At 57.5% G+C, this 22,153-nt stretch carries 22 protein-coding genes; 10 read left to right on the forward strand and 12 right to left on the reverse strand.

Annotated features, from left to right (window positions below; genetic code table 11):
* Positions 1 to 12: 12 nt before the first annotated feature.
* From GOV79_RS03355 to GOV79_RS03365, 3 genes are all read left to right on the forward strand, one after another.
* Positions 13 to 1,284, forward strand: coding sequence for an ABC transporter permease (locus GOV79_RS03355; RefSeq protein WP_170769568.1), 1,272 nt, complete (start codon positions 13 to 15; stop codon positions 1,282 to 1,284).
* Between the two features lie 5 nt (positions 1,285 to 1,289).
* Positions 1,290 to 2,501 carry an ABC transporter permease gene (locus GOV79_RS03360; RefSeq protein WP_170788591.1) on the forward strand — a complete coding sequence of 404 codons (1,212 nt, stop codon included), beginning with the start codon at positions 1,290 to 1,292 and terminating at the stop codon, positions 2,499 to 2,501.
* 162 nt (positions 2,502 to 2,663) lie between these two features.
* Entirely contained in the window at positions 2,664 to 3,881 is a 1,218-nt protein-coding gene (locus GOV79_RS03365; RefSeq protein WP_170788592.1) for an aminopeptidase P family protein, read from the forward strand.
* Between the two features lie 21 nt (positions 3,882 to 3,902).
* On the opposite strand, the gene speB is transcribed toward GOV79_RS03365, so the two are convergent.
* The gene (speB, locus tag GOV79_RS03370) at positions 3,903 to 4,877 is read right to left on the reverse strand and encodes an agmatinase (protein WP_170788593.1); all 975 of its coding nucleotides are present in this window, start codon (positions 4,875 to 4,877) and stop codon (positions 3,903 to 3,905) included.
* 140 nt (positions 4,878 to 5,017) lie between these two features.
* Here speB and GOV79_RS03375 point away from each other — a divergent pair, with 140 nt between their 5' ends.
* The 3 genes from GOV79_RS03375 to GOV79_RS03385 all read left to right on the forward strand — a co-directional run bounded on the left by GOV79_RS03375 (position 5,018) and on the right by GOV79_RS03385 (position 7,407).
* Positions 5,018 to 5,860 (forward strand): glycosyltransferase family 25 protein, encoded by an 843-nt coding sequence (locus GOV79_RS03375; protein WP_170788594.1) that lies wholly within the window; start codon positions 5,018 to 5,020, stop codon positions 5,858 to 5,860.
* Between the two features lie 123 nt (positions 5,861 to 5,983).
* Positions 5,984 to 6,352, forward strand: a complete 369-nt coding sequence (locus GOV79_RS03380) for a group I truncated hemoglobin (protein ID WP_170788595.1) — start codon at positions 5,984 to 5,986, stop codon at positions 6,350 to 6,352.
* Positions 6,349 to 7,407, forward strand: a complete 1,059-nt coding sequence (locus tag GOV79_RS03385; RefSeq protein WP_170788596.1) for an adenylate/guanylate cyclase domain-containing protein — start codon at positions 6,349 to 6,351, stop codon at positions 7,405 to 7,407. The genes GOV79_RS03380 and GOV79_RS03385 overlap by 4 nt, the downstream gene beginning before the upstream one ends.
* Here the strand turns inward: GOV79_RS03385 and GOV79_RS03390 are convergent, their stop codons facing one another.
* From GOV79_RS03390 to guaA, 9 genes are all read right to left on the reverse strand, one after another.
* On the reverse strand, positions 7,408 to 8,022 hold the full coding sequence (locus GOV79_RS03390) for a TetR/AcrR family transcriptional regulator (protein WP_170769575.1): 615 nt from the start codon (positions 8,020 to 8,022) through the stop codon (positions 7,408 to 7,410).
* A 95-nt stretch (positions 8,023 to 8,117) separates the two neighbouring features.
* On the reverse strand, positions 8,118 to 8,987 hold the full coding sequence (gene ppk2 / locus GOV79_RS03395; protein ID WP_170788597.1) for a polyphosphate kinase 2: 870 nt from the start codon (positions 8,985 to 8,987) through the stop codon (positions 8,118 to 8,120).
* Between the two features lie 49 nt (positions 8,988 to 9,036).
* The gene (locus tag GOV79_RS03400; protein WP_237217149.1) at positions 9,037 to 9,990 is read right to left on the reverse strand and encodes an alpha/beta fold hydrolase; all 954 of its coding nucleotides are present in this window, start codon (positions 9,988 to 9,990) and stop codon (positions 9,037 to 9,039) included.
* Positions 9,980 to 10,897 carry a homoserine O-acetyltransferase MetA gene (metA, locus tag GOV79_RS03405; protein WP_170788598.1) on the reverse strand — a complete coding sequence of 306 codons (918 nt, stop codon included), beginning with the start codon at positions 10,895 to 10,897 and terminating at the stop codon, positions 9,980 to 9,982. The genes GOV79_RS03400 and metA overlap by 11 nt, the downstream gene beginning before the upstream one ends.
* 39 nt (positions 10,898 to 10,936) lie before the next feature.
* A complete protein-coding gene (locus GOV79_RS03410) occupies positions 10,937 to 11,809 on the reverse strand; it encodes an ATPase (RefSeq protein ID WP_170769579.1) in 873 nt (290 codons plus the stop codon).
* 49 nt (positions 11,810 to 11,858) lie between these two features.
* The gene (locus GOV79_RS03415) at positions 11,859 to 12,755 is read right to left on the reverse strand and encodes a DMT family transporter (protein ID WP_170788599.1); all 897 of its coding nucleotides are present in this window, start codon (positions 12,753 to 12,755) and stop codon (positions 11,859 to 11,861) included.
* 98 nt (positions 12,756 to 12,853) lie between these two features.
* Positions 12,854 to 14,002, reverse strand: a complete 1,149-nt coding sequence (locus GOV79_RS03420; RefSeq protein ID WP_170788600.1) for an OmpP1/FadL family transporter — start codon at positions 14,000 to 14,002, stop codon at positions 12,854 to 12,856.
* Positions 14,003 to 14,126: 124 nt separating this feature from the next.
* Positions 14,127 to 15,032, reverse strand: a complete 906-nt coding sequence (locus GOV79_RS03425) for a DMT family transporter (RefSeq protein WP_170788601.1) — start codon at positions 15,030 to 15,032, stop codon at positions 14,127 to 14,129.
* A gap of 96 nt (positions 15,033 to 15,128) precedes the next feature.
* Positions 15,129 to 16,688: a glutamine-hydrolyzing GMP synthase gene (guaA, locus tag GOV79_RS03430; RefSeq protein ID WP_170784636.1), complete on the reverse strand. Its 1,560-nt coding sequence runs from the start codon at positions 16,686 to 16,688 to the stop codon at positions 15,129 to 15,131.
* Between the two features lie 82 nt (positions 16,689 to 16,770).
* Here guaA and GOV79_RS03435 point away from each other — a divergent pair, with 82 nt between their 5' ends.
* The gene (locus GOV79_RS03435; protein ID WP_170788602.1) at positions 16,771 to 17,214 is read left to right on the forward strand and encodes a GNAT family N-acetyltransferase; all 444 of its coding nucleotides are present in this window, start codon (positions 16,771 to 16,773) and stop codon (positions 17,212 to 17,214) included.
* A gap of 129 nt (positions 17,215 to 17,343) precedes the next feature.
* The gene (locus GOV79_RS03440) at positions 17,344 to 18,888 is read left to right on the forward strand and encodes a trimethylamine methyltransferase family protein (RefSeq protein WP_170769585.1); all 1,545 of its coding nucleotides are present in this window, start codon (positions 17,344 to 17,346) and stop codon (positions 18,886 to 18,888) included.
* Here the strand turns inward: GOV79_RS03440 and GOV79_RS03445 are convergent, their stop codons facing one another.
* Positions 18,889 to 19,188: a DUF6477 family protein gene (locus GOV79_RS03445; RefSeq protein WP_170769586.1), complete on the reverse strand. Its 300-nt coding sequence runs from the start codon at positions 19,186 to 19,188 to the stop codon at positions 18,889 to 18,891. It lies immediately after the preceding gene.
* A 242-nt stretch (positions 19,189 to 19,430) separates the two neighbouring features.
* Here GOV79_RS03445 and GOV79_RS03450 point away from each other — a divergent pair, with 242 nt between their 5' ends.
* Both GOV79_RS03450 and GOV79_RS03455 read left to right on the forward strand, forming a co-directional pair.
* Complete coding sequence (locus GOV79_RS03450) at positions 19,431 to 20,528, forward strand: DUF6456 domain-containing protein (protein WP_170788603.1); 1,098 nt, start codon at positions 19,431 to 19,433, stop codon at positions 20,526 to 20,528.
* Between the two features lie 49 nt (positions 20,529 to 20,577).
* Positions 20,578 to 21,501 (forward strand): hydrogen peroxide-inducible genes activator, encoded by a 924-nt coding sequence (locus tag GOV79_RS03455; RefSeq protein WP_170788604.1) that lies wholly within the window; start codon positions 20,578 to 20,580, stop codon positions 21,499 to 21,501.
* A 73-nt stretch (positions 21,502 to 21,574) separates the two neighbouring features.
* Here the strand turns inward: GOV79_RS03455 and GOV79_RS03460 are convergent, their stop codons facing one another.
* The gene (locus GOV79_RS03460) at positions 21,575 to 22,123 is read right to left on the reverse strand and encodes a peroxiredoxin (protein WP_170788605.1); all 549 of its coding nucleotides are present in this window, start codon (positions 22,121 to 22,123) and stop codon (positions 21,575 to 21,577) included.
* Positions 22,124 to 22,153: the final 30 nt, after the last annotated feature.

The raw sequence follows: 22,153 nt of genomic DNA on the forward strand, positions 1-22,153 counted from the left end.
CAAGGGACGCAGATGACTGACGCAACTCAATCCGGTCCGATGCTGGCTGCAGATGGTACGCCGCTGAAGAAATCTCTGGCGCGATCATTGCGCCGCCGCAAGTTGCGGGCGCTGGCCCTGATTGCACCGCTGCTATTGTTCGTTCTGCTCTCTTTCGTGATCCCGATCGTTTCGATGCTGTTCCGATCAGTTGAAAACGGCATTGTGGCCGAGACCCTGCCATTGACCGTGGTCGAGTTGAAAAACTGGGATGCGGAAAGCGGCGAACTACCGGATGAAGCACTATACGCCGCGTTCACCAAAGATATGGTCGTTGCCATTGACGAGAAGACACACACCCGGCTTGGTTCGCGCCTGAACTATGAGCAGACGGGTATGTCCTCGATGTTCCGTCGCTCGGGTCGTCAGATCAAAAAACTGGACCCGGAAACCGATGGCCCGTTCAAAGACAAGCTGATCGACATTCACGACGGTTGGGGGGATATCGAAACCTGGCGTACCATCAAGACCCACGCTGTTCCGATCACCAACGGATATTTCCTGAACGCCATCGACATGCGCCGCACGCCCGAAGGCGCGCAGGCGCAGCCAGAAGACAAACAAATTCTGATCAAGCTGTTTGGGCGCACTTTGATGATGTCGCTGATAATCACGGCATCTTGTATCCTGCTGGCCTATCCTGTGTCGTATTTGCTGGCGACGCTGCCGATGCGCGTGTCGAACCTGCTTATGATCCTAGTGCTACTACCATTCTGGACGTCACTGCTGGTGCGAACTTCGGCTTGGAAGGTTATGTTGCAGCAGCAAGGTGTTATCAACGAAACTTTAGTGTGGCTTGGGTTAGTGGCCGATGATGCACGGTTGGTGATCATCAATAACCAATTCGGCACAATCATTGCGATGACGCATATCCTGCTGCCGTTCATGATCCTTCCGATGTATTCGGTCATGCAGACCATTCCGCCATCCTACACCCGCGCCGCGAAATCCATGGGCGCGACGAACTGGACGACCTTCTGGCGTATCTATTTCCCGCAATCCATTCCCGGCATCGGAGCGGGGTCGATCCTCGTGTTTATCTTGGCCATCGGCTACTACATCACGCCGGAGATCGTTGGCGGGACCAAGGGTGTCTTCATCTCGAACCGGATTGCGTACCACATCTCATCCTCGCTGAACTGGGGATTGGCTGCTGCGCTCGGGACGATCCTGCTGGCGGTCGTTCTGTTACTCTACTGGTGCTATGACAAGATCGTGGGCATCGACAACGTGAAGCTGGGATAAAGAAGATGGCAGCACTTACACCTATATCCCGCAAACCCATGTCGGTTGTCCTGCCCGCAGTGGCCATTGCCGGAGGTTTCCTGGGCATGTTCGTCGGGGCCGGGCAGGGCAGTGTCTTGCTGGGCATTGTGATCGGCGCGGTTCTTATGGCGGGGCTGGCCTGGGTCTATATCAACGTTCTGGACAATGAACGTATGGCCCGCTGGATCACAATCCTCGGACTGGGCGCGCTTGGTTTGCTGTTTGCTGGCGTGACCGGCCTGATCGTTGGTTTGCTGGCTGGTTGGTTCTTTGCCTTCTTCATCTTCTGGCTTTACGAGGGGCGCTACCGCCAAAAGCTGTTGCCCTATATGACAGGCCAGCAGGTTTTCTGGCACTATGCGTTCCGAGTGATCTGCGGCGCGATCTTCGTATTCCTAATCACTCCGATCCTTGTGGTTCTGCCGCTGTCGTTCAACGCGCAGGATTTCTTTACCTTCACGCCCGAGATGCTGCGGTTGGACCCCGAAGGCTATTCGCTGAAACACTACCGCGACTTCTTTACCAACAATGAATGGCAGCGTAGCTTCAAGAATTCGCTGATCATTGCACCGATTGCTACGATCATTTCGGTCTCGCTGGGGACTCTGGCGGCCATCGGTCTGAGCCAGAGCCACGTTCCGGGGAAACGGGCCATCATGGGTATCCTGATCTCGCCCATGATCGTGCCGCTGATCATTTCGGCCACTGGCATGTTCTTTTTCTACAGCGATATCGGACGGTTCCTTGAGGGCACGCTGGGCATGGACAAGAACTTTGTTGGCTATGTGAAAGTGATCCTTGCACATGCGGTTCTGGGTATCCCGTTCGTAATCATCACCGTGACCGCGACGCTGGTGGGTTTCGACCAGTCGCTGACGCGGGCCTCTGCCAATATGGGGGCAGGGCCGGTGCGGACCTTCTTCAAGATCCAGATGCCGTTGATCCTGCCGGGCGTTATCTCGGGTGGCTTGTTCGCGTTTATCACGTCGTTTGACGAGGTGGTCGTGGTGCTGTTCGTCGGTTCGGCCAGCCAGAAAACGCTGCCGTGGCAGATGTTCACCGGTCTGCGCGAACAGATCAGCCCGACCATTCTGGCGGTGGCGACGATTCTTGTCGTGATCTCAATTGCGCTGTTGACCACGGTTGAATTGCTGCGCCGCCGGTCCGAGCGTCTGCGGGGTCTTTCCCCCGCTTGACGCGCGCCGCGGCGTGATTTAGCCATTGCGATATGCAGCCCGGTCACGATGGCGTCGTGACATATCTACGGGCGCATGGCTCTCGGTTCCCGAGGCCGCTTGTCCTGAACGCCGGGACTTGTGGCCGGGCACCTTTCGTCCGGCATTGCAGGAGAGAGCATGATGACAGACCTGACAAACCGCCCCGAGTTCTTCACCAGCCACAATGGCGACAAGGCCCCGTTGCCGTTCAGCAAGGCCGAATATGACCGCCGCCTGTCGGGCCTGCGCGCCATGATGGCGGCACGGGATATTCCGGCGGTGTTGCTGACTTCGATGCACAATATCGCCTATTACTCGGGCTTTCTGTATTGCGCCTTTGGCCGTCCTTATGGCTGCGTGGTGACGCAGGACGCATGTACGACGGTGTCGGCGAATATCGACGCAGGCCAGCCGTGGCGACGCTCGGTCGAGGAAAACGTGATCTACACCGACTGGAAACGCGACAATTACTGGCGCGCGGTGGCCAGCCTGATCGGCGGTGCCAAGCGGATCGGGATCGAAGGCGACCACATGACGCTGGCCGCGCGTGATACGGCGCTGGCGATGCTGGAGCAGCCCGAGCTGGTGGATGTGGCCACGGATACGATGGCCGCCCGCATGGTGAAATCCGCAGAAGAGATTGAGTTGATCAAGGGCGGTGCGCGCACGGCGGATGTGGGCGGTGCTGCGATCCACGCCGCGATCCGTGAAGGGGCGACCGAGATCGAGATCGCTATGGCTGGGCGCGACGCGATGGAGGTTGAGATTGCCCGCGCATACCCGGATGCCGAATACCGGGACACCTGGGTCTGGTTCCAGTCGGGCCTGAATACGGACGGTGCGCATAACCCCGTAACCAAGCGGGCGCTGCAAAAGGGTGATATCCTGTCGCTGAACACCTTCCCGATGATCTCGGGCTATTACACCGCGCTGGAACGTACCCTGTTTCTGGGCGAACCCGACGCCGACAGCCTGCGCATCTGGAAGGCCAATGTCGCCGCGCATGAGCTTGGCCTAAGCCTGATTAAACCCGGCGCGACTTGCTCGGGCATCACAGCCGAGATCAATCGGTTCTTCGCAGATGAGGGGCTGCTGCAATATCGCTCGTTTGGGTATGGCCATTCGTTCGGAGTCCTCAGCCATTACTATGGCCGCGAAGCAGGGCTGGAACTGCGTGAAGATATCGATACGGTGTTGGAACCCGGCATGGTCGTGTCAATTGAGCCGATGCTGTGGATTCCCGAAGGCCAGCCCGGTGCGGGTGGCTATCGTGAGCATGACATTCTGGTTGTCGGCGATGATGGGGCCGAGAATATCACCGGGTTCCCCTATGGGCCTGAGCATAACACGATTGTCTGACCGGATAGGCGAGAGGGGCGCTTAGCCCCTCTTTCCACGTTCGTGGAAAATGAAGCCGATGAAATTCAGCAGCACCTGCGCGGCTAGAATTTGCGTGCTTTCGGTGGGATCATAGTTCGGCGCGACCTCGACCAGGTCAATGCCGACCACATCTCCGCGCTGCGCCAACCCTTGCAGGATCTCCAGCACGTCATAGTACAGAAACCCCCCGTGGCTGGGCGTGCCGGTGCCTGACGCAATCGATGGGCAAAAAGCGTCAATATCAATCGTCACATAATACCGCGCGCCTTCGGGGATGCGGGCCAGGACGCCCTCGGTTCCCAGTTTGCGGACCTGTCGCACCGATAGGATATCCGACCCCCGCGCGCGGGCGTCCTCATACCCTTCCTTCGCGGTCGATGACACATTGCGGATGCCCAGCTGGGTCATGCCCGAGACATAGTTTTTCTCAATCGCGCGCCGCATCGGGTTGCCGTGACCAGCGGTGACGCCGTGGCGTTCGTCAACGAAATCAAGATGGGCGTCGATTTGCACCACATGGATCGGACCATTCTCGGCGCAATCCTCGGCAAAGGCGTTTATGCAGGGGATGTTGATTGAGTGATCCCCGCCGATCGTCACGGGCAGGGCACCGGCGTTCAGGATTTTCTCGACCCCGAACTGGATATTGGCGTGGCTTTCGTCGGTCTTGGTGTGGATGATATCGGCGTCCCCGATATCGACCATGCGGACCGAGCTATCCAGATAGGTTGCGCCATCCTCGTGATCATACGCCCCGGCATGGCCAAAGCTGAACAGTGTCGACGCCTCACGCACCGCACGTGGCCCGAACCGAGCGCCGGATCTCCATTGTGTGCCGAAATCGAAGGGTGCGCCCATGATCGCCACATCCGCGTCGATCTGGTCCCAATCCTCGACATATGGCGATTTGCCAAAGGTCGAAATACCGACGAATGGCAGGTTCAGACGGCCACTTGCATACCCATGAGACGACATAGCGCGATTCCCGTTTCTTGTTTGTCCGTTGTAGCTTAGAAGCCTTGTCTTAAGCAGGATAGGTTTCTTTGAGGGGTGGATGGGTTGAATGTCGCCCGCCAAGTGTGTCTATCTGGTCGAAAGGCCAGAAAGGGATTGCCGTGGGACAGCACGAACTGCCACCCGAGACAGGTGTGTTCTATATCAACCTGGACCGCGTCCCCGCCCGTCGGGATTTTATGGAATCGCAGTTCGATCACGCTGGACTATCTGGTGCCACCCGGTTCAGTGCGGTTGACGGGCAGCAACCCGGAGCGTTGAACCAGAACGGCTATCTTCCCGGTTCAGGCAGCCGCTGGGGCTTAAAACAAAGCGAGATCGCCTGTTTCGAAAGCCACCGGGCCGTCTGGCAGGCCGCCGTCGACCAAAACCTGACCGCCGTGGCGATCTTTGAGGACGATGTCGAGATGTCCACAGATGCGGGCCGCGTCATTGTGGATGTACTGAACCATTCGACCGCGTATGATTTCGTTAAGCTGGACTATTCGCCCAGGTCCTTGCGATTTGGGGCAGAGCGGGATTTGGGGCAGGTGAAAGTTCGCCCCATGCTGGAAATGGCACCAAGCGCGGCGGCCTATGTGGTGTCGCAAGCGGCCTGTCGCAAGTTGCTGGCATGGTCTACGGCCTATTCCGACCATCTGGACGATTTTGTCTCGCTCCCGCGCGCGGATTGGCGGATGTATCAGTGCTTTCCTGCTGTCGGTGTGCAGATGATCTGGTCTAAGCAGCAGGCGGAAATTGTTGACGAGGTGAAGGTCAGCGAACGCTCGCAGGATCAGAAAACCAATAGCGGGTTGGACAAGGGGCCGACATGGTTCCGGTTGCGACGTGAATTGCTGGCGGCCGGGCGTAAGTTGCGCTGGCGCATGGGGGTCCAAACGCGGCTTTTGAAGCAAGGGGGATATGTCGGTTTCATCCCATGTGCCGATGATCTGAGCGTTTAGGTGCGCCGGGGTTTTAACCTTTCGAAACCCTGCGTTTAGCAATCCAAACGCATAAGCGTTAACAAAACTGTCAGTTTGATATAATCTTCCAGTGTTGTTTACGGTTAAACAAGGGTCTGGGGGATGAGTCAGTCAATTTACGACCGCTATGGAGGCTTCAAAACGATCAGTCGGATCGTGATGACCTTCTATGAAATGGCGCTGGATTCTGATCAGATCGGCGGTCATTTCGAAGATATCGACATGCCGCGTCTGATTGATCACCAAACCAAGTTTGTGTCTTCTCTGGTTGGTGGACCTGCCTCGTTCAGTGATGACCGGATCGAGGCAGTGCATCGGCATCTGAACATCACGCATGAAGATTTCGACGAGATGGCCGATTTGTTCGGCGAAGCTCTTGCCCAGCACGGCATGGAAGACGCGCATATCAAGATTGCCTTGGGAGCCATTGAATCCAAACGCGCAATCATCGTTACGCGCTCGGCGGCATGAGTATTCAGGCCATCAACGAACAGTTGCTGCGGGCAATTGGCGTTGGTGTTGCGGTCGTGCGTGCCGCGGATCTGAGCTTCGTTTTTCAGAACGGTCCGTTCATAGAATGGTTTGGGACGCCTGAAAAAGGACAAACGCTGCTGGATCTGTTCCCCGATCTGGACGCGCGCGAATTGGAGGACGTCAAGCAATCGGGCCTGCGCTATTCCGTGGAATTGCAGATCAAGCCCAAGCGCCGGACGTTGGTTTTTGCGGTCGCCGTGTCTTTGGCAAGTGGGCTGGACGAGCAGCTTCTCGTGGTCGAATGCCAGAACATCACCCGCATCCGCGAATTGGAAAGCATGATCGACAGCTATTCCTCAATGGTTGAGCGGAACACGCGTGAGTTAGAGCGCGAGAAAGAGCGTGTCGAACGTCTGCTGCTGAACCTGATGCCGCGCGCCGTGTATGAAGAGTTCAAGACATTTGGCGTGGTGACGCCGCAGCTTTATGATGAGGTCTCGGTCGTGATGCTGGACTTTGTCGGCTTCACGGACTTTGCCGCCAAGACGGACCCGACCGTGACCCTGAGCGAGTTGAATGACATTTTCACCGCCTTTGATCGCATCGTCGAACAGTTTGGCTGTGAGCGGATCAAGACCATCGGAGATGCTTATCTTGCGGTATCGGGAATGCCCGATCCAACCCCGGATCACGCAACCGCCGTTGCGCATTGTGCGGTCCGGTTCCTGCGGTATCTGGAGCGGCGCAATGAAAGCCACCCCCACAAATGGCAGGCCCGTATCGGGTTGGGTATGGGGCCCGCAGTCGGGTCGGTCGTTGGTATACAGAAATACGTCTATGACGTATTTGGTCCGGCGGTGAACCTGGCCTCGCGCCTTCAGGTTTTTGCCAACCCGATGCATATCGTGGCGCCGGATGAGATGAAATATGCGCTGATTGACGCGTTTCAGGTGTCTGATATCGGTCGCGTCGACGTCAAAGGCATGGGTGAGATGGACTTGATCAATGTCACGTCGGGCCTGAGTATGCCGAAGCCCAAAACCGTTTTTTGATCAGTCATCCTGCGGCACAAGCCCCAGCCCCCGCAAATAGATACCGATCCCGGACTCCAGAAGATCCTCGGGCGGGAAAGGCGAACTGGCTCCGGTGTTGCGGGCGAACAGCTCCACCACACCGTGGCTCATGGCCCATATATGCGCGCTGAACATGGATGCCGGAGGCCGCTTTTCGGGCGGAATATGCTGTGACAGATCGGATGCAGCCTTTTCCAAAACCGCTTTTGCTCGGTTGGCGGCAAGGGCCAATTCTGGTGTGCGGTTGATCGAGATACCGCTTTCGAACATCGCGATATAGTGGCCAGGATGTTTGCGGGCGAAAGCCAAGTACGCGCGTCCGGTCGCTTCGAACGCGGCAAGGGCCGAGGGTTGGCCTTTGTCATAGGCGAACTGCATCAGATCCGCGAACATCTCAAAGCCCTGACGGGCGGCTTCGGCGATCAGGTCCTCGCGGCCCTGATAGTGGCGATAGACGGCGGCAGGCGTCACGCCTGCGGTCTTGGCAGCTTCGGACAGGGTAAACCCGGTTGGGCCTTTTGCCTCGATCAACGATAGCGCCGCCTCGATCAGCGCCTGTTTCAGATTTCCGTGATGATAGCCGCGTTTGCTCATGCCTGTGTTAAGCGCCTTTTTTGTTTTGGCTCGTTGATCTTATGACATGATGCTGAGATGTCGGTACGTCCAACCGATCATCCGTCGGGCGCGGCCTACGCATCCCAGATATCCGGGCCCCCGCAAATTTTCGGATCGTTTGCGCCAATGGCATCCGCGTCTTTTTCGTCATAATCCACTGCGTGCAGCACGGTCCTGATTGCGGCAAGTCGAGCGCGTTTCTTGTCGTCGGACCGGACAATCGTCCACGGGCAGGTATCCGAGTGGCTGCGGGTCAGCGTCTCGGCTATGGACTTTGAATATTCCTCCCATTTACTCAACCCAGCAACGTCAATTGGGCTGAGTTTCCACTGTTTCAGAGGGTCGGTTTCACGCGCTAGAAAGCGATTAAGCTGTTCGGCCCGACCAACATTCAGCCAAAATTTGAAAAGCTGGATTCCGTCATTGACCAAACCGGTTTCAAGCGGCAGGACTTGGCGAAAGAACCGCTCGCGCTCTTCCGGTTCGCAAAACCCGAACACGTTCTCGACCACACCGCGATTGTACCAGCTGCGGTCGAAGAACACGATCTCACCGGCCGAGGGCAGGTGCGGGATGTAACGCTGGAAATACCATTGGCTGCGCTCTTGATCCGAAGGCTTGCTCAGCGCGACATTGCGCGCCCCACGTGGATTAAGGTTTTCGCGAAAGCGCTTGATTGTGCCGCCTTTTCCTGCGGCATCTCGGCCTTCGAAGATGATTGCGATACGGCTTTCGGTTTCCTTGACCCAAGACTGCATCTTGACCAGTTCGATCTGCAATGCCTCCATCTGCTTTTCGTAGTCCTTACGCTTCATCCGTTCTTCGTAAGGATAGCTGGAGTTCAGAATATCGTCCTTGTCCGCCTTTTCGATCGTAGAGCGAACGTCTTTGGGCGCATCATTTCGAAAATATTTTTCAATGGAGCCTTTTGAGGATCGGGCCATTAGCTACCTCTCGATAAAATCCATATCCTACTATGGATTAGCGCAAGGCTTAACGCAAACCCGCCCTTTGGGCCGCGCGGTCGATGGCAGCGGCCACCTCGGGTGCAGCGACGACCTGCGGCATATGGCCGATCCCCGGCAGTTCGATCAGTTCCGCGCCGGGGATCTGTTCTATCAACCGGTGGGAATGCCAGCCCAACCCGACCGTGGTGTCGGCGGTGCCATGCACGATCTCGGTGGGAACATCGATATCCTTATAGCGCGGTTGCAGTGCGCGAACCTCTTCTAACAGGTTGGCGCGCTGTTTTGCATTGGCATGCATCGAGGCGCTTCGGATGGTCAGGCCGGGACCGAAGTGGTCTGAATAGCCTTCGGGCGCAGTTTGTGGGGAGAAAACACGGTCCAGTGCCTTTTCGACATACCATTCGGGGATAAAGGCGCTGATCAGGGGAAGGGCCAGCGCGTTTCCGGCTGGGGTCGCTGCCATCCTGTTGAACCCGTCTAATGGGGTCTCCCAAGGAATGGCAGCCGGAGCGATCAACACTAGCGCCGAAATGTTTTCGGGGCGTGTCACAGCCCAGGCCAATGACACCGATCCGCCATAGCTTTGTCCGGCGACGATAGGCTTGTCCGCCCCAAGGCGCGCGGCGGCTTCTTGCAAGATTTCCGCTTGCTCGACAATAGTTTCGCCATCGGGGTTAAAGCTGGAGCTGTACCCCAGGCCAGGGCGATCAAAGACGATGACACGAAAATGCTCGGCCAGGATTGGGGCCAACGCAAAGGTCATGTCGCGCGTGTTCCCGCTGGAGCCATGGATCAACACCACATCCGGCCCTTCACCCATGACAACCGCGTGGACAGAAACGCCGTCTACGTCAACAATCTGACCTTCGGGTGGAAAGGCAGCTTCGGATCGCGCCTCATTCTGCGCTGCACGCCAGGTGGTAGTTATGGTCAGCCCGGCAACAAGCAGACCCAGAGTGACAAGCGTTTTAACGGCCAATTTGATCCATCTCGAACGGTGTGGTTTGGTAAATCTGATTGATCCAGTTGCCATAGAGCAGGTGCGCATGGCTGCGCCATCTGTTCTGCGGCGGCTGGCTCGGATCGTCATCAGGGTAATAATTCATCGGCACATTGATTGGCGTGCCATTGGCGATATCGCGATCATATTCTTGTTTCAGCGTGTCGCTGTCATATTCAAAATGATTGAATATATAGATTGCCCGATGCTCGGGGTCCTCAACCAGACAGGGGCCGACCTCGTCGCTGCCCAGAAGAGTCGTCAAGCCTACGGCGCCGTCGATCTCGGGTTGTTTCATCTCGGTCCAGCGGCTGACAGGGATCACGCATTCGTCCGAAAACCCACGCAAAAACGGCGAAGAGGGCACGAGATTGCGTTGTCGGAAACAGCCGAATGCCTTTGCGTCCAGCATATGTTTGCGAACGCCGTGGAAGTGATTGATCATCGCCATCCCACCCCAGCACACGCCGAAGGTCGAGTGCACGTTGGTCTGGGTCCAGTCGAAGACCTCGCTGATCTCCTCCCAATAGGTGACGTCATCGAATTCCAGATGTTCGATCGGCGCGCCGGTGATGATGAGCCCGTCAAACTTCTGGTCCTTGACCTCCTGGAACGGGCGATAGAACTCGGCCATGTGGGCGGCTGCGGTGTTCTTTGTGCGATGTTCCGTCATGCGGATCAGCGAAAGGTCGATTTGTAGCGGCGTCGCGCCGATCAGGCGGGCGAACTGGTTTTCGGTCTGAATCTTCTTGGGCATCAGATTCAGCAACCCGATCCGCAATGGACGGATGTCCTGACGCATAGCCTGATCCTCGGCCATGACCATGACGCCCTCTTGCGAGAGTACGTCAAATGCGGGCAGGTCAGCGGGGATCTTGATAGGCATCAGGTGCAAGCCTTTGGTGTTTCAGTACAGAGGCGGTAATTAAGCGCGGTTGGCGCGGGTCTCAAGGGTGCGTTCGATCAACTCATCGAAATCCGCGGCGTCACGCACATTGTGCATGTCGTTTGCGGTTACCGCCACGCCCCAGTTTTCGGCCATGGCCTGATAGCGCGGTTGGCGATGGGCAAGCGCGCGGGCATAGGTCCAGCGGACAAAGGCGTCGGGGTCGACCTCGGCGGCGGTGCAGCCTTGTTCGATCAGATACTCCTCCCAGACCCGCGTCAGGAATTCGGGCTGGTAGGACATCGGTTTGGGGGCCTTGTCGAAACGGCGGATCAGCTCGGCAGTGTGGTCTTCGTCCCCCTTGAGCCAGATCATCAGGGTCTGGCGCGACAGTTCCGACAGAACCTGATCGCGCGGATCATTTGGGTCGACCCATTCACAGATAGAGCCGCCAGTATCGCAGATAAAATGCGGATATTGGTAAAGGCGCTGCGCGCGGTCGATAAAGTATTCGGTGTCCAGCAGGGCGTGGATCTCGGCCAGGCGGAACTGTTCCTGCCTGCGGCGGTATTCCGACAGCTCCAATCCGCCCAATGCCGGGTTGCCGGGTTTGCCGAGATAGGCGGCGACGGGGGTCAGGTTTTCGAACGAGATATTCGAGCCGATATAGATCGAATCCGTTAGAAGAAGATCACGCAGGAACGGGACCTTCATCGCTTCGGCCTTGGCGTTGTCGGTGATGTATTCGCCCATATAGCGGGTGCCAATGCGGTAATCGATCGAGTAGTGGAACCAGTCGCCCGAATCCCGCAGCACATTCGACACATAGGTTTTGCCCAGCCCCGACATGCCGAAGAAAAGCACTTTTTTCCGTGCCGCGCCCTGCCAGTCTTTTGCCGAGTTGTAGATCATCGACCGCTATCCCTTTTTCCAACCTTGCTAATTCGGGGCAGCGGCGGCGTCAATCACGTCTGGCCGAGCGGTTAAGGGTCAAGAGCCCGGCCGCCAGAACCGCAAAGCCCAAATAGGCTTGTGGCGGCAGGGCTTCATCCCGCAAAAGGCTGCCTAAAAGGATCGCTACAGGTGGAATGACAAGCGTGACCAGCATCAGATTTCCGGCACCCGCCATGGCGAGAACGCGGTAGTACAGCAGGTATGCACCGGCAGTGGCGATGAGCGCGTAGTAGGCGATTGCCAGCCACGTTTCGGCGGGCAGGGCAAATGACGGCATCCCGTCCGTCATTAGGGAGAGCGGCAATATCATCATCGTTGATCCCGTCAGCATCCCCGCAGCGGCAACGATTGGCGAAAGATCGGCGAGGGTCGCGCGAGCCCATGCTCCGGCGAGGGCATAGGACAGGGTGCCTGCGACGATGGCCAACTGCGCCAGATTGCGCAGGTCAAAGGTGATGAAATTCTGCCAACCGATGGCGATCGTCACCCCGGTAAAGCCCAACCCAACCCCAACCGCGCGGGTCAGCGTCAAGCGTTCGTCCCGAAAGAACACCGCAGCGACCAGTACGCCGAAAATGGCAGTCGCTGCGTTCAGAATCGAGGTCAGCCCCGTTTCGATATGCAACTGAGCCCACGCCATGAGAGAGAACGGGATCGCATTGTTCAAAAGGCCCATAACCAGAAAGGCTCCCCAAACGCGGCGGTCTGTCGGGATTTTCGACCCCTTGATCCAAACGACCAGCCATAAAGCTAACATCGCCCAGAAAACCCGGTGCAACACCGAGGTCATGACCGGTACCGTATCCAATGCAATACGAATCGACACGAAGGACGCGCCCCAGATTACGCCCAACAGCAAAAGTTCAGCCCATGCACGGCCTGAAAGGTGTTTTTGATCCATCATGCCGGTATTTCGCACGCTGCGATGATCCAAGGCGACCCGAAAGATGCGAAAAAGGCCCCGCCGATCAGGCAGAGCCTTTCAAGTAATCACTGAATGGATCAGTCCAGCGCGTAAGTCAGCTGCAGACCGGCACTCCAAGCCGAGTTGCCGCTGAATTCACCACCAGTGGTGGTGGTGGCGTCGCCGATGTCTGTATAGCGAATGCCGCCCGAGATCTGAGCTTTCTCAATCGAGTAGGTGCCACCTACGCCAACGCTCCAGAAGCCATTGGTCGGGCCGAGGTTCGACACTTCGGAGCCTGTGTCCTTCTCATAACCGAAGGACAGGGCGCCCGAGAATTCTTCGGAGAACTGGTAGCCGACACCCAGAGCGTAGGTGAAGGTGTCATCCGCGAAGCTTACAAGTGGATCGCTGTTGGGCGGTAGGCCGGTAAAGACCGGCGGTGAAACGTCAGACTGCGGCCAGTCGACCCAACGAATCGAACCGAACACCAGAGTCTTGGGCGCAACTCCGGTCTGGAAGTCCAAGTTGACAGACTGAGGCGAGACGATCTCGGTTTCGGTGTCCTGGGTTATCAAAGGTGCGCCGGGAGCCAGTGCGTTGAACGATTCAGTAGACGATACATCGTGGGTGATTTTCGAACTGTAAACCAGCGACACACGTGCCGCGATTTCAGGGCGTTCCCACGCCACGCCGACCACGTAGCCAAAGTCAATTTCGTCGCTGAAGTCGACTTCATAGCCTAGGACAGCCGGAACTGCGACATTGGCTTCGACGCGCTGAGCGCGGACGCCGCCGATGGCACTAAAGCCTCCGCTGAACTTGTAACGCAGCAATGCAGTGATAGCGTCAAAATCTGCGTCGGCTCTTAATACGTCGGTTCGCCCGCCCAAACCCGCAAGAACTGTTGGATTCAGTGATAGGGGATAATTTGCAGGGTAGCTAACGTCCGCACCGAAAGGTTGATCATAGATCAGGGCAAAATCCAATGTTTCGTTGATTGCCCGTTTGTAACCCAATCCCGGTGAGAAAAAGTCCTCGGCGATGTCTCCGGAGTCGACGTCCCCCAGCCCGGGTGCAAACTGTGAGCCACTGATATCGGGGTCAGCGTAGCCAAGACGTGCCTGAACTACCGAGCCTTCTTCGAAGATCAAGTTGATGCCCTGACCGCTGCGGTCCAGACCCGCCGCGTGAACGCCGGTCGCACCAACGCACAAAGCGCACGCCTGCAGAAGCGCCTTTTTCATAGAATTCCTCCCTAATACTATCCTGACATCTGCGCGGGGATCGTGTGTGAGTGCGCGCAGTGTGGTTGCTTGGATGCTCGATATTCACTCAGGGGTCATTTTAGCGTCAACTAGTGACCGTGCGTTACTTATGACGAGTGTTAGGGGAATCTGTTGCCAAACTGTTACGATTCTCTGCCCGAACGTTCAGAAAGATACCTGAAAAGATCACAACGGCACCTAGCAGCGTCCAGTGATCCAGCGGTTCGTGGTAAAGAATCACCCCCACAATGGCAATTGTGGGGAGCCTGGCGAAGTCAAAAGGAACAACAACTGTAGCGGGCGCGATCGCCAGTGCGTTGGTAATGCAGAAATGCGCCAGAAGCCCTGCGAACCCCACCAACAATAAGAACGGGGCGGTCGATAAGGTCGGCAGAACCATCTGACCGTCAACGACTGATGCGGCAAAACCCAGCCCGGTTTGAATGACCGTCAGCCAGAACATGATGCAGCCGATACTGGCGAATTTAGTGAGTTTCTTCGTTGAAATCGTCGTCAGTGCGAAAAAGATGGCAGAGAGAGCTGCGGCGATCACTCCTGCACTTAACGGCACCGCGCCAGGGCGTGCCACGATCAGGATACCGGCAAACCCGATCAGCGCCGACAGGATGCGTATAGTGGTCAAACGCTCGCCCAATAGAAGCGGTGACAGCAGGATCACCCAGATGGGCTGAGTAAACTCAAGTGCAAAAACCTGCGCCAGAGGCACGACCGACACCGCGTAGAACCAAAGGTTCTGTCCGGTAAAGTGCATCACGTTGCGCAGACTGTGCAGCCCCAGACGATGCACCGAAATCTGATGCCATTTGCCTGTCACTGTGAGAACAAGGCTTACCACGCAGATGCCCACAATGCTGCGGTAGAACATGATCTCGAATGTATCATGCGTGACGCTGAGTTCGCGCCCGGCCACGGCCATCGAGGAAAACGACGCAATCGCCCCCAGCATCCAGAGCGCGGCCTTGCCGATTTGCGGTCTGGAACTGTCCATGAAAAGCCCTGTCTGTTCTGGAATTTGTTGTCTTGATAAGTAACGGCAAATCGACCGACCAGAAACAAAAAAGCCGGGCAGAAGCCCGGCAATTTATCACTCCCATTCGATCGTGCCCGGAGGCTTTGAGGTGATGTCATAAGTACAGCGGTTGATGCCCTTGACCTCGTTGATAATCCGCGTGGCGGTCTCGCCTAGGAATTCATGGGTGAAGGGGTAATAGTCGGCAGTCATACCATCGACCGAAGTCACCGCGCGCAGCGCGCAGGCATAGTCATAGGTGCGCCCATCGCCCATCACGCCCACGGTGCGTACGGGCAGGATGGCCACGAAGGCCTGCCAGATCTCATCATAGAGACCATGTTTGCGAATCTGGTCGATATAGACGGCATCCGCCTCGCGCAGAATCTCCAACTTTTCGCGGGTGATTTCACCGGGGCAACGGATTGCCAGACCGGGGCCGGGGAAGGGGTGACGGCCGATGAAGCTGGCGGGCAGGCCAAGTTCACGGCCCAAGGCACGGACCTCGTCCTTGAACAGTTCGCGCAGGGGTTCAACCAGTTTCAGGCCCATTTTCTCGGGCAGGCCGCCGACATTATGGTGCGACTTGATCGTGACCGAGGGGCCGCCCGAAAAGGACACCGATTCAATGACGTCGGGGTACAAAGTGCCCTGAGCCAGGAACTCGGCCCCGTCGATAGTGTCGGCGTGTTTCTGGAACACGTCGATGAACAGCTTGCCGATGATCTTGCGCTTGGTCTCAGGGTCGGACTGGCCTTCGAGTTCGCCGAGAAACAGGTCGCTTTCGTCCGCGTGGATGAGTTGGATGTTGTAGTTGTCGCGGAACATGCCGACGACTTCCTCGGCCTCGTTCTTGCGCAGCAGCCCGTGGTCGACGAACACACAGGTCAGCTGGTCGCCGATCGCCTCATGAATCAGGATCGCCGCGACCGAGCTGTCGACGCCGCCGGACAGACCGCAGATGACCTTCTTGTCGCCCACCTGTTCGCGGATTTTATCTATCATTTGTTCGCGGTAGGCGCCCATGGTCCAGTCGCCCTTGAACCCGGCGAGCTTCACGAAATTCTCGTACAGCTTCGCGCCTTTCGGCGTGTGATGCACCTCGGGATGAAACTGAACCGCATAGAAGTGACGGCTTGCATCAGCAGTGATCGCGAAAGGCGCGTTAGGCGAGGTGCCGAAAACTTCGAACCCTGGTGCGATTTCGCTGACGTGGTCGCCATGGCTCATCCAGACCTGCTCGTCACCCTCGGCGAACCAGTCTTCGAGAATATCGAGACGGTTCTGAGGCGTCACGAACGCACGTCCGAACTCGGCAGTGCCGTGGCCGCTTTCGACCTTGCCACCAAGTTGATGCATCATCACCTGCTGACCATAGCAGATGCCCAGAATCGGTACGCCATAGTCGAAAATCTCTTGCGGCGCGCGCGGAGAACCCTCGCGCGTCACGCTGTCCGGCCCGCCTGAGAAAATCACGGCCTTGGGCGCCATCTGACGCACGAAGTCCATTGTGACGTTCTGATAAGGGTGGATTTCGCAATAGACGTTCAGTTCGCGCAGGCGGCGCGCGATAAGCTGCGTTACCTGGCTGCCGAAGTCGATGATCAGAAGGCGGTCATGGGTGTCCTGGGTCATGGTTGGCTATTAGGTCGCAAGCCTTGCATGTGCAAGCGCTATGACGGCAATAATGCAGGCATGGCAACGGAAAAGGTCGCAAATGTCTGAAATCGAACTGCGCCCGGCGACCGTGGATGACACACAAGCGGTCACAGACTGCATCGCGGCGGCATATGCCACGGCCTTGCGCGACCTGCCAGATTTGCCGGATGTGACCGATGGTGTGGCCGAGGATATCGCAAACCAAACGGCCTGGGTGGCGGTGCAGGGCGGGGATGTCATGGGCTTCATCGTATTTGGTCAGGTTGATGGCGCGGTGATGATCTATAACCTTGCGGTTTCACCAAGCGCCCAGGGTAAAGGGCTGGCAAAGCGCTTGCTAGGTGTCGCCGAAACCACCGCTCGTGTCAGTGGGTTGAAGAAACTCAGGCTGCGAACTCATTGTTTGATGAAGCAGACTGTATCTCTGTATCTTCATCTGGGTTGGGTGCAGCAAAAGGTGAGTGGAAACAGTGTTCTGATGGAAAAAACGCTGACAGAATAGCAACCGGGTCCACCGCGTTGGCGCAAAGCAGATGTCGCTTTTCCCCCGATAGCGCCGTAATCCATATGCTTTTCCCGCTTTAGCTGCTGTACCAAAATAATCAAACCAACCAACAGACGGGATCTTCACATGGCTGAGGCAAACACCCGGCGCCGGGCAAGAGGTGGCGGTGGCGCCGCCCGCCGGGCCGAGCGCACCGCGGTACGTATCGAAACAGCAAAGTATATCGAACGCAACATTCCGAACTTCGAAGTTCTGAACGAAGAAGCGTTGCAGATCATCGAAACCAACGCCGAAACAATTCTGGCCGAGGTCGGTGTCAACTTTGTCGACAACCCCGCCGCGCTTGAGCGTTGGAAGAACGCCGGTGCCGATGTTGACGGTGAGCGGGTCCGCATCCCGCGTGGTCTGGCGCGTGAGTTGATCAAAACCGCTCCCAGCGAATTCACCCAGCACGCCCGCAACCCCGAGAAGTCGGTGGTTATCGGCGGTCGCAATCTGGTTCTGGCCCCGGTCTATGGCCCTCCGTTCGTGCGCGACGCTCAGGGTGGCCGTCGCTATGCGACCATGGATGATTTCAACAAGTTCGTGAAATTGGCCTACATGTCCAAATGGCTGCACCACTCGGGCGGTACGGTCTGTGAACCCACGGACATCCCGGTGAACAAGCGTCACCTGGACATGCTGATGGCGCATATGACCCTGTCGGACAAGCCGTTCATGGGCTCGGTCACCGATCCCAGCCGCGCGCAGGATTCGATCGAGATGTGCGAGATCCTGTTCGGCAAAGAATTCGTTCAGGAAAACACGGTCATGACCTCGCTGACCAACATCAACTCGCCGATGACTTTCGACGATGTGATGATGGGCTCTTTGGAAGTATACGCGGCGAATAATCAAGCCTGCATCATCTCGCCCTTCATCGTGGGCGGCGCTATGGCTCCAGTCTCGGTTGCGGGGACGCTGACTCAGGTGCTGGCCGAAGTGATGGCTGGTGTTGCCTATAGCCAGATCATCCGTCCCGGTGCTCCGGCTATTTTTGGTGCCTTCGTGTCGTCGATCGACATGAACTCGGGCGCGCCGACCTTTGGTACGCCTGAGGCGTCGATGGTCACCTATGGCGCAGGTCAGCTGGCCCGTCGTCTGGGACTGCCGTTCCGCTCGGCCGGGTCATTCTGCGGCTCGAAACTGCCTGATGCGCAGGCCGCGTATGAGACAGCCAACTCGTTGAACATGGGCCTGATGGCCGGTGTGAACTTCATGCTGCATTCCTGCGGCTGGCTAGAAGGCGGTTTGGTTGCCGACTTTGAAAAGTTCGTCATGGATGCCGACCAGTTGGGCGTACTGCACGGTCTGGCCAAGGGCGTTGCCTATGACGATAACGCACAGGCAATGGATGCGATCCGGGAAGTTGGCCCCGGCGGTCACTACCTTGGCTGTGCCCACACACAGGCGAACTTCAAGGAGGCGTTCTGGAAGTCTGATCTGCTGGACTACAAACCGTTCGAAACTTGGGAAGACGAAGGTGGCCGCGACACGCGCCAGTTGGCGTCGTCGCGGGTTGAGCACCTGCTGGCCAACTACCAGCAGCCGCAGCTCGACCCCGGGATCCACGCGGCCCTGAATGAATATATCGAGAAGAAAAAGGCCTCCATGCCGGACGCCTTTGCTTGATTACTGATATTGCGCGGCGCGGCTGGCCTTGTACAGCTGCGCCTCGCCCAGTAGCGCGATCAGCAGATCCAGATGACGGACCAAGGAATAGGCCGCATCTTCGGCAACTCGCTGCGCGTTGACCTCTCTCTCCATATCCATCAGCCGGATCAGCGCCGCGCCTGTTCCGGGCAGGGATCCGTAGCCCAGAATGCGCTGCAAGTGCCGATCCCGGTCATAGTCCTGCGCGCCGTGTTTTGCCGCCCGTGCTAACAGGCGAGGGCGGCGTAAAGCGGTAATCATGGTCATCAGATCTTGCATGGAAGGGGTCCCTTGTCTGTGTAAAAGTCTCCGTCTTTGTCACACAACCTAAGCGGGTGTTGCTTTAACTGCTTTCCCTCCGAACGTTGGTTTCATGACTGTTTATGATTTTGAATCAAATCTGGTTTTTACCCCCGTTGGTTAACGAACGAGTAACGAAAGCGGCTCTAGTTAGAATTGGTTAACACATTCATCGGGGGCGATTGGAATCAGAATTGGATTGTCGACGAGGGCAAGTAACTATGGAAAATAACGTGGCTTTCACCATTCCGGCCTGGGTACCTGAGGGGGCGCAGAGATATCTGGCGCATACCGAGACCGGTCAGTCGATCCGCGACATTGCGCGGTCCGCGGGGTGCCATGCGTCGACCATACTTCGGCAAATACGTCGCGTTGAAATGCGGCGCGATGACCCGCTGGTGGATGCTGCCCTGCAATCCTTGGCCGAGACGCATTTCTCGGACACCTCCGAGAAGTTCCCAGCCGGGCATGAAGATCGGGTTGCTGCGGCCGAAGAAGAATTCTCGCGCGAGGCGCTGCGGGTTCTTAGGCGGTTATGCGAATCCGGGGCGGTGCTGGCCGTAGCCGAGGAAATGGATAAAGCGGTTGTGGTGCGCGACAGTGGCGACAATAGCGCGACCCGAACGGCGGTTGTGGACTGCAAGTTGGCGCAGGCGCTGGCGTTGAAGGATTGGATCACCTGCGACAATCCCGGTCGCATTTCCCGCTACCGGATTTCATCGTCTGGGCGCACCGCGCTCAGTCAGTTGGTCGCCGAGGCCGAGAACAAGGCGCGCAGCCGCAACGACTTTGGAATGGCCGAGGCGCAGGCTCCGTTTCAAACGGCGTCGTCGCTGGCGCAGGTCGGAGCGGCCAAAACGGAAGGACGCCGTCGGATGCGCTATAGCGCGGCCGAGAGCCCACTGATCGCCCTGGCGCGCCGCCGGGACCGGGATGGGAAACCCTTTCTGGATGAAACCCTTGTCCGAGCAGGAGAGCGGTTACGCGAAGATTTCGAACTGGCCCAGATCGGCCCACAAGTGACGCAGAACTGGGATCATTTCCTGACCGCGGGTGGGCGTGGCAGCTTTGGTGCAGGTATGAAAGATGGACGCGGTTCTTCCGATGCGCGGGATCGGGTCGAATGCGCCTTGTCCGATCTGGGGCCAGGTCTAAGCGACGTAGCGCTGCGGTGTTGCTGTTATCTTGAGGGACTCGAACTTGCCGAAAAGCGTATGGGCTGGTCGGCGAGGTCAGGAAAAATCGTCCTGCGGATCGCGCTTCAGCGCCTAAAGCGCCACTACGAGGATCAGGCGGAAAAGAACCGAATGATCGGCTAGGGTAATAATTTTCCCTTGCGGTTGGGCGGTGTTGAGATAATCAAAGGTTATGAATTTCACGCTCAGACAACTTCAATATTTCAATGCCGTGGCCGATCAGCGTAATTTTGGCCGGGCGGCGCAGATGTGCAACGTCTCGCAACCCGCCCTGTCGGTGCAGATCAAGGCGCTGGAGGAAACGCTGGGCGGCCCGCTGTTCGAACGGCAGGCTCGCGATATTCTGCTGACGCCGCTAGGGCGGGACGTTCTGGACTATGCGCAGCAGGTGCTGGGCGCAGCGGACCGGCTTGACCAGTTCGCGCGCGACCATTCAGGCGGGCACAGGTCTTTGTCTATCGGGATTATTCCCACCATCGCGCCCTATATCCTGCCGGGAGTTCTTGCAGGGCTTCGCGCCTCAGATGTCTCGCTACGGGTGCGGATTCGCGAGGCGCGCACGGACCGTCTATTGGCCATGCTGCGCGCTGGAGAGATCGACGCAGGCGTCATGGCGCTGCCGTCTGGCGGTAATGAGCTGTTCGAACTGCCCTTGTTTGAAGACCGCTTCTTGCTGGCAGGCAGCGCGGGTCGTTTGCAGACCATGAGGCAGGACCCCGAGGCGCTGCGCCCCGTCGATTTGCAAACCACGCAGTTAATGCTTCTGGATGATGGCCATTGCCTGACGGATCAGGCGCTTGAGGTCTGCGGGCAGGATCGCAGCAGTGGGTTGATCAATATGGGCGCGTCTTCGTTGGCGACCTTGTCAAGGCTTGTGGCTGAAGGATTCGGTTTGACGCTGATGCCGGAATTGGCGGCGAAGGCCGAAACCGGGGCAGTGCCGGGGTTAAAGTTACAACGGTTCGGCAAACCGCAGCCCTTTAGAACTGTGGGATTGGTCCGGCGCAGGTCTACCCGTGCCGAGGATTGGTTTGACAGTCTGGCCGATGTGATCCGTGTGGTCGGCGAAGACATCGTGTCGATTACGCGTACATAAATCCTGATGGTCACGCGTACACAAAAAAGACCCGCCACAAGGGCGGGTCGTTCCGACTTCAAAAGATGGACGCTCAGGCCAGCGCAGGTTCTTTTGCGTCTTCCAGATGCTGCATCAGCGTTTCCGGCGAGGATACGCCATATGGGTCCTCAGGGCAGTTATCCATCAGGCCGGGCTCTTCGAACCATGCGTCGACCACGCCATCATTGACGATGGCCGCATAGCGCCACGAACGCATTCCGAACCCCAGATTGTCCTTGTCGACCAGCATCCCCATCTTGCGGGTAAACTCGCCCGAGCCGTCTGGGATGACTTTGACGTTCTTCAGCCCCTGATCCTGGGCCCATTTGTTCATGACAAAGCTGTCATTGACCGACATGCAGTAGATCTCGTCGATCCCTTTGGCGATGAAATCGGCATAGCCGTTTTCGAACCCCGGCAGTTGGTAGGTCGAGCATGTGGGCGTGAACGCACCGGGCAGCGAGAACAGGATGACCCGTTTGCCTGCAAAGTAATCTGCTGTGGTCTTGTCTTCCCAACGGAAGGGGTTGGGGCCTTCGACGGCGTCATCGCGGACGCGGGTGTGGAACGTGACCTCAGGCAGTTTGGTGCCGGATTTCATATTCATCTCCTGTGATTCATTGATGATTTT

Origin of the sequence: Ruegeria lacuscaerulensis, assembly GCF_013034745.1 — a bacterium.
GTDB classification, from domain to species: domain Bacteria; phylum Pseudomonadota; class Alphaproteobacteria; order Rhodobacterales; family Rhodobacteraceae; genus Ruegeria; species Ruegeria lacuscaerulensis_B.

Excerpts from the sequence above, each read along its gene's own strand:
- GOV79_RS03360 (WP_170788591.1), top strand. The coding sequence starts at position 1,290 with ATGGCAGCACTTACACCTATATCCCGCAAACCCATGTCGGTTGTCCTG.
- GOV79_RS03435 (WP_170788602.1), top strand. The coding sequence starts at position 16,771 with ATGTCTGAAATCGAACTGCGCCCGGCGACCGTGGATGACACACAAGCG.
- GOV79_RS03455 (WP_170788604.1), top strand. The coding sequence starts at position 20,578 with ATGAATTTCACGCTCAGACAACTTCAATATTTCAATGCCGTGGCCGAT.
- GOV79_RS03365 (WP_170788592.1), top strand. The coding sequence starts at position 2,664 with ATGACAGACCTGACAAACCGCCCCGAGTTCTTCACCAGCCACAATGGC.
- GOV79_RS03425 (WP_170788601.1), bottom strand. The coding sequence starts at position 15,032 with ATGGACAGTTCCAGACCGCAAATCGGCAAGGCCGCGCTCTGGATGCTG.
- speB (WP_170788593.1), bottom strand. The coding sequence starts at position 4,877 with ATGTCGTCTCATGGGTATGCAAGTGGCCGTCTGAACCTGCCATTCGTC.
- GOV79_RS03410 (WP_170769579.1), bottom strand. The coding sequence starts at position 11,809 with ATGATCTACAACTCGGCAAAAGACTGGCAGGGCGCGGCACGGAAAAAA.
- GOV79_RS03380 (WP_170788595.1), top strand. The coding sequence starts at position 5,984 with ATGAGTCAGTCAATTTACGACCGCTATGGAGGCTTCAAAACGATCAGT.
- GOV79_RS03445 (WP_170769586.1), bottom strand. The coding sequence starts at position 19,188 with ATGCAAGATCTGATGACCATGATTACCGCTTTACGCCGCCCTCGCCTG.
- GOV79_RS03440 (WP_170769585.1), top strand. The coding sequence starts at position 17,344 with ATGGCTGAGGCAAACACCCGGCGCCGGGCAAGAGGTGGCGGTGGCGCC.
- GOV79_RS03450 (WP_170788603.1), top strand. The coding sequence starts at position 19,431 with ATGGAAAATAACGTGGCTTTCACCATTCCGGCCTGGGTACCTGAGGGG.
- GOV79_RS03355 (WP_170769568.1), top strand. The coding sequence starts at position 13 with ATGACTGACGCAACTCAATCCGGTCCGATGCTGGCTGCAGATGGTACG.
- GOV79_RS03415 (WP_170788599.1), bottom strand. The coding sequence starts at position 12,755 with ATGATGGATCAAAAACACCTTTCAGGCCGTGCATGGGCTGAACTTTTG.
- GOV79_RS03460 (WP_170788605.1), bottom strand. The coding sequence starts at position 22,123 with ATGAAATCCGGCACCAAACTGCCTGAGGTCACGTTCCACACCCGCGTC.
- guaA (WP_170784636.1), bottom strand. The coding sequence starts at position 16,688 with ATGACCCAGGACACCCATGACCGCCTTCTGATCATCGACTTCGGCAGC.
- metA (WP_170788598.1), bottom strand. The coding sequence starts at position 10,897 with ATGCCTATCAAGATCCCCGCTGACCTGCCCGCATTTGACGTACTCTCG.
- GOV79_RS03385 (WP_170788596.1), top strand. The coding sequence starts at position 6,349 with ATGAGTATTCAGGCCATCAACGAACAGTTGCTGCGGGCAATTGGCGTT.
- ppk2 (WP_170788597.1), bottom strand. The coding sequence starts at position 8,987 with ATGGCCCGATCCTCAAAAGGCTCCATTGAAAAATATTTTCGAAATGAT.
- GOV79_RS03390 (WP_170769575.1), bottom strand. The coding sequence starts at position 8,022 with ATGAGCAAACGCGGCTATCATCACGGAAATCTGAAACAGGCGCTGATC.
- GOV79_RS03420 (WP_170788600.1), bottom strand. The coding sequence starts at position 14,002 with ATGAAAAAGGCGCTTCTGCAGGCGTGCGCTTTGTGCGTTGGTGCGACC.